Here is a 15,486-nt window from a genome sequence, read left to right as displayed (position 1 = left end):
TGGCGGGTTCGTTTGCAGATGTGGGTGTAAAGAATGTAGCAGGAGAAAGGCGATAAAAAAAGGAGGCCGTCTGGCCTCCTTTTTTATTTATTGCGGGTTACCGTTATTTTGCAGCGTCAGCAATAGCCCATCGCGCCGCATGGCGGCCGCCTCTTCTGGCTTATGCTGTTTGTCCAGCGTATCGGCAAGCCACGCGTAGTCAAACGCGTCCGGACGCTGTTTCAGTGCCGCACGGAAGGCCAGGCTCGCCTCTTGCCATTCGCCGTGCTTCATCAGCGACTGGCCCAGGGTACTCCACAGCAGCGGACGATCACCGACGGTTTTGATCTGCTGGCGCAGCACTTTTTCGACCTGCTCAGGGTTATTGGTTTTCAGGCGCGGGATCACCATGACCAGGCGATCGTCGTACTGGCGCTTCAGGCCGTCGAGGAGGATCTCCTGGGCGGTGTCATGATCGTCACATTCAATAAGATGTTCCGCCATGGCCACCTGCAGGGGGACCTGCTGGCGCGTTTTCCGGCTCTGATTCTTCCACCAGGTTTTCAGGCCTTCGCTGCCCAGGTCGGCGCGCGCCTGATCCATCAGGCCAATCCATGCCAGACGCTGAAGTTCATCACGATGTTCATCATCACCCACCTCGGCCTTCGCCATCGACGGAATGATGTCCAGCAACGAGCCCCACGCTCCGGTACGAATATAGGCCTGCTCCGCAAGGCGCAGGACTTCCGGATGACGCGGTGCGATTTCCAGCAGACGGTCAATGCCGTGGCGCGCCGCGTGGTTCTCATTGCGCGCGAGCTGCAGGCGTACGCGGGTAATTTCCACGGGGATCGGGTCGCCAGACGCCAGTTCTGACGCGCGTTCCAGATGCTGGTTAGCGCGGGCTTCATCACCGCGCTGCTGCGCCGCTTCGGCGGCCAGAAGATAGTTCACCACCGGCTGTTCAGCGTGGTCGGCGTTTTTCGACATCAGCTTTTCAACCTGCTGGTAATCGCCTTCGGCCAGCTTTAGCAGTGCCTGTTCCGTTTGCTTACGGGCGCGGCGGCGCTTACGGCCAACGAACCAGCCGCGGGTATGGGCACCGGTGCGGAAAATACGGCGCAGGATCCATTCAACGGCAAGCAGGACCACGACGCCGAGGATCAGAACGATCGCCAGACCCGTTACGCTGGTTTCAATGTTGTAGTTATCGGTCTGGATCAGGACGTATCCCTGATGACCCGCAAGCATCGGGCCCAGGACGATCCCGGCGATCAGCAGGATGAAGAGTAAAAGGACTTTTAGCATCATTACTCTCCCTGTGGCGCGCTTTCAGGCGCTGGTGCCGCCGCTGTGCCGGTCTGCCCGGCCGGAACGCCCGGCTGCGCCAGCAGGTTACGCACGCGCGTCTGCATCAGCTTCTCCAGAATCGGCTGGCTGGCCAGTTTATCCGGCACGTTCATGGTGATGTTCTGCTGGCTCAGCTTGTCGATATCTTCGAGGAAGGCGGTGGTCGTTGCATCATCGGTGTTGTAGTAGGCGCGTACCCACGTCGAGACGTTATCCAGCGCCTGTTTGTACGTTTCTTCCTGATGGCGCGGCACGGCCTGCGCCGCGACCAGCAGGCGGGAACGGATGTTTTCGCGCAGATAGATATCCTGATTCGGCGCTAACAGCGGTACGGCGGTTTCATCGCGACGGCGGATGGTGATGAAGCTGTCCATAAAGTTCTGCCAGCTTTTCTGCAGGTTTATGCGCCATTCGCTCAGGGAGCTGGACAGCTCGGTACCGTCAGAGTCCATCGGGGAGTCGTCGTCATTGTTATCCGCCAGCTGCAGGTTATCTATTTGATTCGAAAGCTGGTTCACCTTGAGGATAATGCCGTCGTAATCTACCTGTGAAACGGCGGAGAGGCTGGCGATATCTTCGGTAATCGCACGGCGCGCGGTAATGAGGCTCGGATCGTTCATGTCGGCCAGGCTCGCATCGGCGCTTTTCAGCAGCGCGGCGGCGGTGGTCACGTCCTGATCGCTCCACAGCTTACGCCCGGCGAGTTTGACGAGGAAATCGGCCTGCGAGAGCAGCCAGGTTTTGGCATCGGTGCCGGAGATGGTGGCGACTTTCTGCTGTACTTCGCCCAGCTGTTTGGTCAGCTCTTCCTGTTTGCTGTTCGCCTCGGCAAGCGCGGCGGCCTGCTGCTTAATCACCGCTTCCAGCTCGGTTTTCTGCGTTTCCTGCGCTTTTTGCAGGGAGGTAAGCTGATTGACCAGCGTATCGCTGGTGGCCGTCTGGTTAGCACTCTGTTGCTTTACCAGACCATACAGGCCGACGCCTGCTGCCAGCGCAATGGCGATGGCAATCGCGCTCAGCGCGAGGCTGGTTTTATTGCTGCCGTTTTTCTTCTCAGCGGTTTTCTCAGTCGTCTCTGGCTGTGGCGTTGTCTCCACAGTCTCCCTGGTCTCTTCAACCACGGCGGAGGATTTTTCGTGTTCCGTCATTATGGCTTCCCATTTGAGAGTTATTGTAATGCGCGCAGCAGCGCATCGTTGTCGGCGTTATCAGCGATCCGAATATCCTGCCAGCCCAGTTCCCGGGCGAGGTTCGCCAGACGCTCACTGACGACCAGAAGCCGACAGCGGAGTAACCAGTTTTCGCGATACCAACGCGGTATCAGCGACCAAAGCTGTTGTAACATTTCACCGCTGGTGACCACCAGCGTATTAATACCGCGCGCGTGCCAGCGCATCGCCTCTTCTGCACCGTCGTAGTGTTTCGCACAGCGCTGGTAGCACTCAACAAACGTGACGTCAGCCCCGCGTTCCCGCAGCGTTTCACCCAGCAGTTCGCGGCCACCGTTGCCGCGCAAAATGAGAGCGCGCTTTCCGGCAATAGTTTGTAATTCAGGTAATTGTAGCAAGACTTCGCTGATTTCCCGATCCAACGGGTAGCGAACGTCTGTTCCACTCACGGTATGTAAGGCCAGCGCGGTGGTTCTGCCGATAGCGAAATAGCGCGGAGCGGTCGGCCAGCGTGTCCCCGCCTGTTGCAGCTGCGCATGGGCAAATTCCACGGCATGCTGCGATAGCGCAAACAGCAGGTCGCCTTCCTGCAGGGTATTCATCTGGTCGGCGAGCGCAGAGAGCTCCCGACCGGGGGAGAATTCAATGAGCGGAAAACTCCAGGCCACCTGCCCCAGTGCGCGCAGACGGCTCACTAACTGCTCTCCTGCGGGAGAAGGGCGGGTGACAAGAATACTCATGCAGGGGGTTCTCCGTTATAGACCTCGGCCAGAATTTCACGCGCGCCGTTATTCAGCAGCTCTTCCGCCAGCGACACGCCAAGCGCTTCGGCATCCTGCGGCTTGCCGCGACGTTCGCCGCGCACCATCTGTGAACCGTCCGGCGCGCCCACCAGCGCACGCAGCCACAGTTCACCGTCTGTTAATTCAGCATAGCTGCCAATCGGCACCTGACACCCGCCTTCGAGGCGAGTATTCATCGCCCGCTCGGCTTTTACGCGGGTTGCGGTCTCGTCATGGTTCAGCGGAGCGAGCAGCTCGCGGGTGCGCGCATCGTCCAGACGGCACTCAATGCCGACGGCGCCCTGGCCGACGGCCGGCAGCGACAGCTCTGGCGGCAACGCCACGCGAATGCGTTCCTCCAGCCCCAGGCGCTTCAGGCCTGCAACCGCAAGAATAATGGCATCGTAATCGCCGTTATCCAGCTTGCCCAGACGCGTGCCAACGTTACCGCGCAGCGAGCGGATGATAAGGTCAGGACGACGCTCCGCCAGCTGACACTGACGGCGTAAACTGGACGTGCCAACCACGCTACCCGCCGGCAGCGCGTCGAGCGAGTCATAGTGGTTCGAGACAAACGCGTCACGCGGATCTTCGCGCTCGCAGATGGTCACCAGCCCCAGCCCTTCCGGGAACTCGACGGGCACGTCTTTCATCGAATGTACGGCGATATCGGCGCGGTTCTCAAGCAATGCCAGTTCCAGCTCTTTGACAAACAGGCCCTTGCCGCCCACTTTCGCCAGCGGCGTATCCAGAATCACGTCACCGCGCGTGACCATCGGCACCAGCTCGACGCGCAATCCACTGTGGCAGGCTTCAAGGCGCTGCTTAACATAATGTGCCTGCCAGAGCGCGAGAGGGCTTTGGCGTGTGGCAATTCTCAAAACATTGTCTAACATGCTTGTTACCGTCATTATCAATCGCTAACCATCCTAACATTGTTGACTCTGGGATGGCAGTTTTACGGTTGATGAAGCGTGAGAGGGACAAGGCGGCGTATTCGTCAGCCATAGCCGTATTCAGGAATTTACACGTACAGAACGGTGCTACACTTGTATGTAGCTCATCTTTCTTTACGGTCAATCGGCAAGGTGTTAAATTGATCACGTTTTAGACCATTTTTTCGTCGGTACCACCATAATGACAAGGGCGAAAAAAGGGTAACGGTTATCTTTTTGAAATACTGCGGGCTCGCTGTTATTCGTGTTTTGAATAGCTTACGACACCCGGAAACATCAGGCGATACGTCTTGTACCTCTATATTGAGACTCTGAAACAGAGACTGGATGCCATAAATCAACTGCGTGTGGATCGCGCGCTTGCTGCCATGGGCCCTGCTTTCCAGCAGGTATACAGTCTGCTGCCGACATTATTGCACTATCACCACCCGCTAATGCCTGGCTACCTTGATGGTAACGTTCCCCAGGGCATTTGCCTCTTCACGCCTGATGAAACCCAACAGCATTATCTGAACGAGCTGGAACTCTACCGCGGCATGCCGCCTCAGGTTTCTCCGAAAGGTGAACTGCCGATTACCGGCGTTTACTCGATGGGGAGCACCTCATCGGTAGGGCAGAGCTGTTCTTCGGACCTGGATATCTGGGTCTGCCATCAATCCTGGCTCGACAATGAAGAGCGCCAGCTGCTGCAGCGTAAATGCAGCCTGCTGGAGAGCTGGGCGGCCTCGCTTGGCGTGGAAGTGAGCTTCTTCCTGATTGATGAAAACCGTTTCCGCCATAATGAAAGCGGCAGTCTGGGTGGTGAGGACTGCGGCTCGACTCAGCACATCCTGTTGCTGGATGAATTTTACCGTACTGCCGTTCGTCTGGCCGGGAAGCGTATTCTGTGGAATATGGTCCCGTGCGAAGAAGAAGAGCATTACGACGACTACGTCATGTCGCTTTACGCGCAGGGCGTACTGACGCCAAACGAATGGCTGGATCTGGGCGGCCTCAGCTCCCTGTCCGCCGAAGAGTACTTTGGCGCAAGCCTCTGGCAGCTCTACAAGAGCATTGATTCACCGTACAAAGCGGTGCTGAAAACCCTGCTGCTTGAAGCCTACTCGTGGGAATACCCTACGCCGCGCCTGCTGGCGAAAGATATCAAGCAGCGCCTGCACGATGGCGAAATTGTCTCCTACGGGCTCGACGCCTACTGCATGATGCTGGAGCGCGTTACCGAATACCTGAAAGCCATTGATGACGCCACGCGTCTTGACCTGGTGCGTCGATGTTTCTATCTCAAGGTCTGTGAAAAGCTGAGCCGCGAGCGCGCCTGCGTGGGCTGGCGTCGTGAAGTGGTCAGTCAGTTAGTAAAAGAGTGGGGATGGGACGAAGCGCGTCTGTCCATGCTCGACAACCGGGCCAACTGGAAAATCGATCAGGTGCGTGAAGCGCACAACGAACTGCTCGACGCGATGATGCAAAGCTACCGTAACCTGATCCGTTTTGCGCGCCGCAATAACCTTAGCGTTTCCGCCAGCCCGCAGGATATCGGGGTGTTAACCCGTAAGCTGTACGCCGCGTTTGAAGCGCTGCCGGGCAAAGTGACCCTGGTTAACCCGCAGATTTCGCCCGACCTGTCTGAACCAAACCTGACCTTTATCTATGTGCCGCCGGGCCGCGCAAACCGCACCGGGTGGTATCTGTACAACCGTGCGCCAAGCATGGATTCGATTATCAGCCATCAGCCGCTGGAATATAACCGCTATCTGAACAAGCTGGTGGCGTGGGCCTGGTTTAACGGCCTGCTGACCTCGCGCACGCGCCTGTTTATCAAAGGCAACGAGGTGGTCGATCTCGCTAAGCTGCAGGAGATGGTGGCGGATGTCTCGCACCACTTCCCGCTGCGTCTGCCTGCGCCGACGCCAAAAGCGCTCTACAGCCCGTGCGAGATCCGTCACCTGGCAATCATCGTTAACCTGGAATACGACCCGACGGCGGCCTTCCGCAATCAGGTGGTCCATTTTGACTTCCGCAAGCTGGACGTCTTCAGCTTTGGCGAGCAGCAAAACTGCCTGGTGGGCAGCGTAGACCTGCTGTACCGCAACTCGTGGAACGAAGTGCGTACCCTGCACTTCAACGGCGAGCAGGCGATGATTGAAGCGCTGAAAACCATTCTCGGCAAGATGCACCAGGACGCCGCGCCGCCGGACAGCGTCGAAGTGTTCTGCTACAGCCAGCACCTTCGCGGTTTAATTCGTACCCGCGTGCAGCAGCTGGTGTCTGAATGCATCGAACTGCGCCTCTCCAGCACCCGCCAGGAAACCGGGCGCTTTAAAGCGCTGCGCGTCTCCGGGCAGACGTGGGGCCTGTTCTTCGAGCGTCTGAACGTGTCGGTGCAGAAGCTGGAAAACGCTATCGAGTTCTACGGCGCGATTTCACACAACAAGCTGCACGGCCTGTCGGTTCAAGTGGAAACCAACCACGTCAAGCTGCCGCAGGTGGTGGATGGCTTTGCCAGTGAAGGGATTATTCAGTTCTTCTTTGAAGAGTCGGGCGACGATGCCGGGTTCAACATCTACATTCTGGATGAGACCAACCGCGCCGAGGTGTATCACCACTGTGAAGGCAGCAAAGAGGAGCTGGTGCGCGACGTCAGCCGCTTCTACTCTTCCTCGCATGACCGTTTCACCTACGGTTCCAGCTTTATCAACTTCAACCTGCCGCAGTTCTACCAGATTGTGAACGTGGATGGCCGAGCGCAGGTGATCCCGTTCCGTACGCAGGCGATTACCCCTGCGGCGCCTGCGAATCAGGATACCGCACCGCTGTTGCAGCAGTATTTTTCCTGAGGCTTTTCGCCCGGTAAGGCGTAGCCGCCACCGGGCAACAAAACTACCTGAAACTCACGTTCTCGCCCGCCTGCGCGGTCGCCGCCTGTTCCAGCAGATCCCAGAACGTTTCGCCGCTGCGATCGCAAACCCACTCGTCACCCTTCAAATCAAAGTGATAGCCGCCCTGTTTGGCCGCCAGCCACACCTGGTGAAGCGGCTCCTGACGGTTAATAATAATTTTGCTGCCGTTTTCGAAGCTCAGGGTCAGAATGCCGCCGTTGATTTCACAATCGATATCGCTGTCGCCGTCCCAGTCGTCGATACGTTCTTCGATGGTCATCCACAGGGTGTCGGCAAGGCGATGGAATTCACTGTCGTTCATGGTTTTGTTCCTGTTTTTCGTGATGGCGGCAGTATAACGCTAAATAATTCCCGTTGCAGGAAAGCGGCAAACTCTTGCTTTTGTGTCTTCTCCTGCGATGATAGAAACAGATTTGAACTTACGGGCAACTTTATAATGAAAAACGCTTTCCGAACGCTTGCCGTTCTCATCACGCTGTTTAGCCTGACCGGCTGCGGACTGAAGGGACCACTCTACTTCCCGCCTGCGGATAAAACCGCGCCGCCGCCGACAAAACCGGTTAACAGCGGCATCGAGTCTTCCACGCCAAAGACTAACGATCGTGGCGATAACGGCGGTCCGACTCAGGTTAACCTCTGACGACAACGTTCTGTACCCGCGCAATGGAGCAAATGATGCAGTTCTCTAAAATGCATGGCCTTGGCAACGATTTTATGGTCGTCGACGCGGTAACGCAGAATGTGTTTTTCTCCCCGGAACTGATCCGCCGCCTGGCGGATCGGCACGTGGGCGTGGGGTTCGATCAGCTGCTGGTGGTTGAGCCGCCCTACGATCCTGACCTCGATTTCCACTACCGTATTTTCAACGCTGACGGCAGTGAGGTTAACCAGTGCGGCAATGGCGCGCGCTGTTTCGCCCGCTTTGTCCGCCTGAAAGGGCTCACCAATAAGCGCGATATCCGCGTCAGTACCGCCAACGGTCGTATGGTGCTCAGCGTTACCGACGATGAGCTGGTGCGCGTCAATATGGGTGAGCCTAACTTCGAGCCTTCCGCCGTGCCGTTTCGCGCAAACAAAGCGGAAAAGACCTATATTATGCGGGCGGCCGAGCAGACAGTATTGTGCGGCGTTGTCTCGATGGGTAACCCGCACTGCGTGATTCAGGTGGATGACGTGGAAACCGCGGCGGTCGAAACGCTCGGTCCGGTTCTGGAGAGCCACGAGCGGTTCCCGGAGCGGGCGAACATCGGCTTTATGCAGGTGGTGAAGCGTGAACACATCCGTCTGCGGGTTTACGAGCGCGGCGCGGGCGAAACCCAGGCCTGCGGAAGCGGCGCCTGTGCGGCGGTGGCCGTCGGTATCTCCCAGGGGTTACTGGCAGAAGAGGTTCGCGTGGAATTACCGGGCGGTCGTCTTGATATCGCCTGGAAAGGAGCGGGTCATCCACTGTACATGACTGGCCCGGCGACACATGTTTATGACGGGTTTATCCATCTATGAAACAACCAGGGGAAGAACTGCAGGAAACAGTTACGGAACTGGACGACAGCGCTGTTGTTGATTATCTGCTGAACAATCCTGAGTTTTTTATTCGCAATGCACGCGTCGTCGAACGAATGCGCGTGCCGCATCCGGTTCGCGGGACCGTGTCGCTGGTCGAATGGCACATGGCGCGCTCGCGTAACCACATCAACCAGCTTGAAGAGAACATGACGCTGCTGATGGAGCAGGCCAGCACCAACGAAAGCCTGTTCTATCGCCTTCTGCACCTGCAGGCGCGTCTGGCCTCGGCGCACAGCCTTGAAGAGTTTCTCAGCCGCTTCCACCGCTGGGCGCGCGAGCTGGGGCTGGCGGGCGCAACGATTCGTCTGTTCCCTGATCGCTGGCGCATTGGCGCACCGTCGGGGTTCACCCATCTGGCGCTCAGCCGTCAGGCGTTTGAGCCGCTGCGCATTCAGCGCCTGGGTCATGAGCATCACTATCTGGGGCCGCTGAACGGACCTGAGTTGCTGGTGGTGCTGCCGGAAGCCAAAGCGATTGGCTCGGTGGCGATGTCGCTGATGGGGCGCGATGGCGACCTGGGGGTAATATTATTTACCAGCCGCGACGCGCACCACTATGAGCAGGGGCAAGCCACGCACCTGCTGCAGGAGATCGCCCTGATGCTGCCCGAGCTGCTGGAGCGCTGGATTGAACGCGTATGACGGACGGACTGCTCGCCACTGACGTCTCGCGGTTTCTGCGCTATCTGGGCGTTGAGCGTCAGCTCAGCCCCATCACGCTGCTTAACTATCAGCGTCAGCTTGATGCCATCATGCAGATTGCCGAAGAAATCGGCCTGAAAAGCTGGCAACAATGTGACGCCGCCACGGTACGCGGGTTCGTCGTGCGTAGCCGTAAAAAAAATCTTAGCCCGGCGAGCCTTGCGCTCCGGCTCTCTGCCCTGCGCAGCTTCTTCGACTGGCTGGTCAGCCAGGGCAAGCTGAAAGCTAACCCGGCAAAAGGGATCGCCACGCCAAAAGCCCCGCGCCATCTGCCGAAAAATATCGACGTCGACGACGTAAACCGCCTGCTGGATATCGATCTAAACGATCCGCTCGCCGTGCGCGACCGCGCGATGCTGGAGGTGATGTACGGCGCGGGCCTGCGTCTCTCCGAACTGGTGAACCTCGACTTAAAGCATCTCGATCTGGAATCCGGCGAAGTGTGGGTGATGGGCAAGGGCAGCAAAGAGCGCCGCCTGCCGATTGGCCGCAACGCCGTCTCCTGGATTGAGCACTGGCTGGATCTGCGCGGCCTGTTTGGCGCGGAAGAGGATGCGCTGTTTTTATCAAAGCTCGGCAAGCGGATCTCCGCGCGTAACGTGCAGAAGCGCTTTGCGGAGTGGGGCATCAAGCAGGGGCTGAACAGCCACGTGCATCCCCACAAGCTGCGCCACTCCTTTGCGACACACATGCTGGAATCGAGCGGCGATCTGCGTGGCGTACAGGAACTGCTTGGCCACGCGAATCTGTCGACAACACAAATTTATACCCACTTAGACTTCCAACACCTTGCCTCGGTGTATGACGCGGCGCATCCACGCGCCAAACGGGGGAAATAATGCGTTTTTACCGCCCACTCGGTCAGATCTCAGCCCTGACGTTTGACCTTGATGACACCCTTTATGACAACCGCGAGGTGATCTTGCGTACCGAGCAGGAGTCGCTGGCGTTTGTGCAGAACTACCATCCCGCGCTGAAGGCGATGCAGAACAAGGACTTCCAGAAGCTGCGTCAGTCCCTGCGGGAGACCGAGCCGGACATTTACCACGACGTGACCGAATGGCGTCGTCGCGCGGTTGAGCAGGCGATGCTGAACGCGGGTCTGAGCGCACAGGATGCCGCCGTCGGTGCCGAAGCGGCAATGGAAAACTTCGCCAAATGGCGCAGCCGCATCGACGTGCCACAGGAAACCCACGACACGCTGGCGAAGCTTGCCGAAAAGTGGCCGCTGGTGGCCATCACCAACGGCAATGCCCAGCCGGAGCTGTTTGGCCTCAGCGATTATTTTGAATTCGTGCTGCGCGCGGGTCCGCACGGGCGTGCGAAGCCGTTCAGCGACATGTATCACCTGGCAGCGGAAAAACTGAATTTGCCGCTCGGTAACATTCTTCACGTGGGCGACGATCTGACCACAGACGTGGCCGGTGCCATCCGCTGCGGCATGCAGGCCTGCTGGATCAAGCCAGAAAATGCGGAGCTGATGACCGCAACAGCCAGCCGTCTTCTGCCGCACGTGGAAATTTCGCGGTTGGCATCCCTCACGACGCTGATATAATCATCAATTGTTCTGTATAAATTAACAGGGTTTTGGCGAGTGGAAACATTTGCCTGCCCGACATGACGTGACGGTGCCAATGGACGTTTCTTACCTGCTCGACAGCCTTAATGACAAACAGCGTGACGCGGTTGCCGCCTCGCGCACCAACCTGCTGGTTCTGGCTGGGGCGGGGAGTGGTAAGACACGCGTGCTGGTTCACCGTATCGCCTGGCTGCAGAGCGTGGAAAACTGCTCACCGTACTCGATTATGGCCGTGACGTTTACCAACAAGGCGGCGGCGGAGATGCGTCACCGTATCGCCCAACTGATGGGCACCAGCCAGGGCGGCATGTGGGTTGGCACCTTCCACGGCCTGGCGCACCGTCTGCTGCGCGCGCACCATATGGACGCTAACCTGCCGCAGGATTTCCAGATCCTCGACAGCGAAGATCAGCTCCGCCTGCTGAAGCGCCTGATCAAGGCGATGAACCTCGACGAGAAGCAGTGGCCGCCGCGTCAGGCGATGTGGTACATCAACGGTCAGAAAGACGAAGGTCTGCGCCCGCACCACATTCAGAGCTTCGGTAACCCGGTCGAGCAGACCTGGCAGAACGTCTATAAGGCCTATCAGGAAGCGTGCGACCGCGCCGGCCTGGTGGATTTCGCCGAGCTGCTGCTGCGCGCCCACGAATTGTGGCTCAACAAACCGCACATCCTGCAGCACTACCGTGAACGCTTTACCAATATCCTGGTGGACGAATTCCAGGATACCAACAACATCCAGTACGCGTGGATCCGTCTGCTGGCCGGAGATACCGGCAAGGTGATGATCGTGGGCGATGACGACCAGTCGATCTACGGCTGGCGCGGCGCGCAGGTGGAGAACATCCAGCGCTTCCTCAACGATTTTCCCGGCGCGCAAACCATCCGTCTGGAGCAGAACTATCGCTCAACCAGCAACATCCTGAGCGCGGCCAACGCCCTGATTGAGAACAACAACGGGCGTCTGGGCAAAAAGCTGTGGACCGACGGCATCGACGGCGAACCGATCTCGATTTACTGCGCCTTCAACGAGCTCGACGAAGCGCGCTTCGTGGTGAACCGCATCAAAACCTGGCAGGACAACGGCGGCGCGCTGGAGCAGTGCGCCATTCTCTACCGCAGCAACGCCCAGTCGCGCGTGCTGGAAGAGGCGCTGCTGCAGGTGAGCATGCCGTACCGCATTTACGGCGGCATGCGATTCTTCGAACGTCAGGAGATCAAAGATGCGCTTTCGTATCTGCGCCTGATCGCCAACCGCAACGACGACGCGGCGTTTGAGCGCGTGGTGAACACGCCGACCCGCGGGATTGGCGACCGTACGCTGGACGTGGTGCGTCAGGCCTCGCGCGATCGCCAGCTGACGCTGTGGCAGGCGTGCCGCGAGCTGCTGCAGGAAAAAGCCCTCGCCGGACGCGCCGCCAGCGCGCTCCAGCGCTTCCTGGAATTAATTGATGCCCTGGCGCAGGAAACCGCCGACATGCCGCTGCACGTGCAGACCGACCGGGTGATTAAAGACTCCGGGCTGCGTACCATGTACGAGCAGGAAAAAGGCGAAAAGGGGCAGACCCGTATTGAGAACTTAGAGGAACTGGTCACGGCAACGCGCCAGTTCAGCTACAACGAAGAAGACGAAGACCTGATGCCGCTGCAGGCGTTCCTCTCTCACGCCGCGCTGGAAGCGGGTGAAGGGCAGGCGGACACCTGGCAGGACGCGGTTCAGCTGATGACCCTGCACTCCGCCAAAGGTCTGGAGTTCCCGCAGGTGTTTATCGTCGGCATGGAAGAGGGCATGTTCCCAAGCCAGATGTCGTTGGATGAAGGCGGGCGTCTGGAAGAAGAACGTCGTCTGGCTTATGTGGGCGTGACGCGAGCGATGCAGAAGCTGACGCTAACCTACGCTGAAACCCGCCGCCTGTACGGTAAAGAGGTCTATCACCGTCCGTCGCGCTTCATCGGCGAACTGCCGGAAGAGTGCGTGGAAGAGGTGCGTCTGCGCGCCAGCATCAGCCGTCCGGTTAGCCATCCGCGCATGGGCTCGCCGATCTCTGAAACCGACACCGGCTACAAGCTGGGCCAGCGCGTGCGCCATTCTAAGTTTGGCGAAGGCACCATTGTGAATCTGGAAGGCAGCGGCGAGCACAGCCGCCTGCAGGTGGCGTTCCAGGGGCAGGGGATCAAATGGCTGGTGGCGGCCTACGCGAAGCTGGAAACAGTCTAACATTCAGAAAAATATCATTATTTTGTAATAATCTGCTAGCCTTATACAGTGAAGGTCAATTAATGCCCTTCAGCGTTCCGTTGCGTGTTGACGCCACAGTTACTGCTGGCGTAACATGCGCGCACGATTACGCTAAGAGGACATTCGCCTTGGACACACCCAGTAGATACTGGCTCAATTCCCTGTCATCCAGGAACAACTCCTAAGGCTATCTCCTCATGCTGATGGCCTTAGTGGTTGTCAGCGACTGCATTATTCCCGTCGCGCTGAGTCAGGCTGTTTAATGGTCTGAAACCCAATTTGTTTCTGTGTGCCCACCGAACTGTCCGATATTTTTTGCATTGGGAGTCCCGGTCATGTTGAGCGCATTTCAACTCGAAAATAACCGACTGACTCGGCTTGAAGCCGAAGAGTCACAGCCCCTCATTGATGCCGTATGGGTGGATCTGGTCGAGCCGGACGACGATGAACGCCTTCGCGTACAATCTGAGCTGGGGCAAAGCCTGGCAACCCGCCCGGAACTGGAAGACATCGAAGCCTCCGCGCGTTTCTTTGAAGATGAAGACGGCCTGCACATTCACTCCTTCTTCTTCTTTGAAGATGCGGAAGATCACGCGGGCAACTCCACCGTGGCGTTTACCATTCGCGACGGTCGTCTGTTTACTCTGCGTGAACGCGAACTGCCGGCATTCCGTCTCTACCGCATGCGCGCCCGCAGCCAGGCGATGGTGGACGGCAACGCTTACGAGCTGCTGCTCGATCTGTTCGAAACTAAAATTGAACAGCTGGCGGACGAAATTGAAAATATCTACAGCGATCTGGAAAAGCTGAGCCGCGTGATCATGGAAGGCCATCAGGGGGATGAGTACGACGAAGCGCTTTCGACGCTGGCAGAGCTGGAAGATATCGGCTGGAAGGTGCGCTTGTGTCTGATGGATACCCAGCGTGCGCTGAACTTCCTGGTGCGCAAGGCGCGTCTGCCGGGCGGTCAGCTGGAGCAAGCGCGTGAGATCTTACGCGATATCGAATCCCTGCTGCCGCACAACGAATCCCTGTTCCAGAAGGTGAACTTCCTGATGCAGGCGGCGATGGGCTTTATCAACATCGAGCAGAACCGCATCATCAAGATCTTCTCGGTAGTGTCCGTGGTGTTCCTGCCGCCGACGCTGGTGGCGTCCAGCTACGGGATGAACTTCGAGTTTATGCCGGAGCTGAAGTGGAGCTTTGGCTACCCGGGGGCGATTATCTTTATGATCCTCGCCGGGCTGGCGCCGTATCTGTACTTTAAGCGTCGGAACTGGCTGTAAAATCTGGCGGGTGGCGCTGCGCTTACCCGCCCTACAAAACACCTACATTCCTCTGCGGGTTCTGCGCTGGGTATAAATCGCATCGGCGACGAAAATCGCCAGCGCCACCCAGATAAAGGCGAAGGTCACCATCTTATCCGCACCCGGCACTTCGCCGTAAAACACCACCGCCAGCAGGAACATCAGCGTCGGGCCAATGTACTGGAAGAAGCCCAGCGTGGAGAGGCGCAGGCGCGTTGCCGCACCGGTGAAGCACAGCAGCGGAATGGTGGTCACTACGCCCGCCGCCATCAGCATCAGGTTCAGCGACCACGGGTTGCTGCCCATATGGCTGGTGGCGCTGTCGGCGATACCGAACAGATAGATCGCCGCCACCGGCAGCAGCCACAGGGTTTCAAACAGCATCCCGGTTTGCGCTTCCACCGCGATTTTCTTACGTACCAGGCCGTAAAAAGCAAAGCTGAACGCCAGACCGAGGGCGATAACCGGCAGCGAGCCAAACGTCCACAGCTGCACCAGCACGCCGCAGAAGGCGAGAATCACCGCCACCCACTGCATCCGGCGGAAGCGTTCGCCGAGGAAAATCATCCCCAGCACGATATTCACCAGCGGGTTAATGAAGTACCCCAGGCTCGCTTCGAGCATGTGGTGGTTATTCACCGCCCAGATAAACAGCAGCCAGTTGCCGCCAATCAGCACCGCAGAAAGCGCCAGCAGGAAGACCTTTTTAGGGGTTTGCAGCAGCGTTTTGACGCCGGACCACTGACGGCTGATGCTCATCAGCGCGATCATAAAGAAAAACGACCAGATGACGCGGTGAGTGAGGATCTCGTCGGCCGGAACATAAGCGATAAATTTGAAATACGCCGGGGCGATACCCCAAATAAAATAAGCGGCAAGGGCGAGTAAAACGCCCTGCCGCGTCTGTTTAGCATCCATCGGGAAAATCCGTGACAAAAAAGTGAATCAATTTTACCCGAATTTG

General features: G+C 58.1%; 15 protein-coding genes. 9 read left to right on the top strand and 6 right to left on the bottom strand.

Translation table 11 applies throughout. The features are described 5' to 3' along the window. Window positions 1-87: 87 nt before the first annotated feature. Genes hemY through hemC form a run of 4 tightly spaced genes read right to left on the bottom strand, consistent with a single transcriptional unit; the run spans window position 88 to window position 4,176 of the window. Window positions 88-1,287, bottom strand: a complete 1,200-nt coding sequence (gene hemY, locus ACMGGH_RS04425; RefSeq protein WP_028014802.1) for a protoheme IX biogenesis protein HemY — start codon at window positions 1,285-1,287, stop codon at window positions 88-90. A gap of 2 nt (window positions 1,288-1,289) precedes the next feature. Continuing rightward, window positions 1,290-2,477, bottom strand: coding sequence for a uroporphyrinogen-III C-methyltransferase (gene hemX / locus ACMGGH_RS04420; RefSeq protein WP_041911826.1), 1,188 nt, complete (start codon window positions 2,475-2,477; stop codon window positions 1,290-1,292). A 20-nt stretch (window positions 2,478-2,497) separates the two neighbouring features. Beyond that, window positions 2,498-3,238, bottom strand: coding sequence for a uroporphyrinogen-III synthase (hemD, locus tag ACMGGH_RS04415; protein ID WP_045631336.1), 741 nt, complete (start codon window positions 3,236-3,238; stop codon window positions 2,498-2,500). Next, complete coding sequence (gene hemC, locus ACMGGH_RS04410; RefSeq protein ID WP_032644935.1) at window positions 3,235-4,176, bottom strand: hydroxymethylbilane synthase; 942 nt, start codon at window positions 4,174-4,176, stop codon at window positions 3,235-3,237. Before hemC ends, hemD begins: the two co-directional genes overlap by 4 nt. A gap of 350 nt (window positions 4,177-4,526) precedes the next feature. On the opposite strand from hemC, the gene cyaA reads away from it, so the two are divergent. Then, window positions 4,527-7,070, top strand: a complete 2,544-nt coding sequence (gene cyaA, locus ACMGGH_RS04405; protein ID WP_048959723.1) for a class I adenylate cyclase — start codon at window positions 4,527-4,529, stop codon at window positions 7,068-7,070. Between the two features lie 43 nt (window positions 7,071-7,113). Here the strand turns inward: cyaA and cyaY are convergent, their stop codons facing one another. After that, on the bottom strand, window positions 7,114-7,434 hold the full coding sequence (gene cyaY / locus ACMGGH_RS04400) for an iron donor protein CyaY (protein WP_028014797.1): 321 nt from the start codon (window positions 7,432-7,434) through the stop codon (window positions 7,114-7,116). A gap of 135 nt (window positions 7,435-7,569) precedes the next feature. On the opposite strand from cyaY, the gene lptM reads away from it, so the two are divergent. The 8 genes from lptM to corA all read left to right on the top strand — a co-directional run bounded on the left by lptM (window position 7,570) and on the right by corA (window position 14,501). Then, window positions 7,570-7,773 carry an LPS translocon maturation chaperone LptM gene (lptM, locus tag ACMGGH_RS04395; RefSeq protein ID WP_041911830.1) on the top strand — a complete coding sequence of 68 codons (204 nt, stop codon included), beginning with the start codon at window positions 7,570-7,572 and terminating at the stop codon, window positions 7,771-7,773. Between the two features lie 35 nt (window positions 7,774-7,808). Next, a complete protein-coding gene (gene dapF, locus ACMGGH_RS04390; protein ID WP_041911831.1) occupies window positions 7,809-8,633 on the top strand; it encodes a diaminopimelate epimerase in 825 nt (274 codons plus the stop codon). After that, window positions 8,630-9,337: a DUF484 domain-containing protein gene (locus tag ACMGGH_RS04385; protein WP_028014794.1), complete on the top strand. Its 708-nt coding sequence runs from the start codon at window positions 8,630-8,632 to the stop codon at window positions 9,335-9,337. The genes dapF and ACMGGH_RS04385 overlap by 4 nt, the downstream gene beginning before the upstream one ends. Then, complete coding sequence (xerC, locus tag ACMGGH_RS04380; RefSeq protein ID WP_048959724.1) at window positions 9,334-10,236, top strand: tyrosine recombinase XerC; 903 nt, start codon at window positions 9,334-9,336, stop codon at window positions 10,234-10,236. Before ACMGGH_RS04385 ends, xerC begins: the two co-directional genes overlap by 4 nt. After that, window positions 10,236-10,952: a 5-amino-6-(5-phospho-D-ribitylamino)uracil phosphatase YigB gene (yigB, locus tag ACMGGH_RS04375; RefSeq protein ID WP_232949154.1), complete on the top strand. Its 717-nt coding sequence runs from the start codon at window positions 10,236-10,238 to the stop codon at window positions 10,950-10,952. The genes xerC and yigB overlap by 1 nt, the downstream gene beginning before the upstream one ends. Before the next feature lie 79 nt (window positions 10,953-11,031). Beyond that, a complete protein-coding gene (uvrD, locus tag ACMGGH_RS04370) occupies window positions 11,032-13,194 on the top strand; it encodes a DNA helicase II (protein ID WP_232949160.1) in 2,163 nt (720 codons plus the stop codon). Window positions 13,195-13,343: 149 nt separating this feature from the next. Further along, window positions 13,344-13,400, top strand: coding sequence for a YsgD/CorL family protein (gene ysgD / locus ACMGGH_RS04365; protein ID WP_212743980.1), 57 nt, complete (start codon window positions 13,344-13,346; stop codon window positions 13,398-13,400). Window positions 13,401-13,550: 150 nt separating this feature from the next. Continuing rightward, the gene (gene corA, locus ACMGGH_RS04360; RefSeq protein WP_008501540.1) at window positions 13,551-14,501 is read left to right on the top strand and encodes a magnesium/cobalt transporter CorA; all 951 of its coding nucleotides are present in this window, start codon (window positions 13,551-13,553) and stop codon (window positions 14,499-14,501) included. 42 nt (window positions 14,502-14,543) lie between these two features. Here the strand turns inward: corA and rarD are convergent, their stop codons facing one another. Continuing rightward, entirely contained in the window at window positions 14,544-15,440 is an 897-nt protein-coding gene (gene rarD, locus ACMGGH_RS04355) for an EamA family transporter RarD (RefSeq protein ID WP_048959726.1), read from the bottom strand. Window positions 15,441-15,486: the final 46 nt, after the last annotated feature.

The sequence above is a fragment of the Enterobacter sp. BNK-16 genome, from assembly GCF_048684955.1.
GTDB lineage: Bacteria > Pseudomonadota > Gammaproteobacteria > Enterobacterales > Enterobacteriaceae > Enterobacter > Enterobacter bugandensis.
Note: the sequence above shows the minus strand (reverse complement) of the source record. Positions and strands in the feature narration are given on the sequence as shown.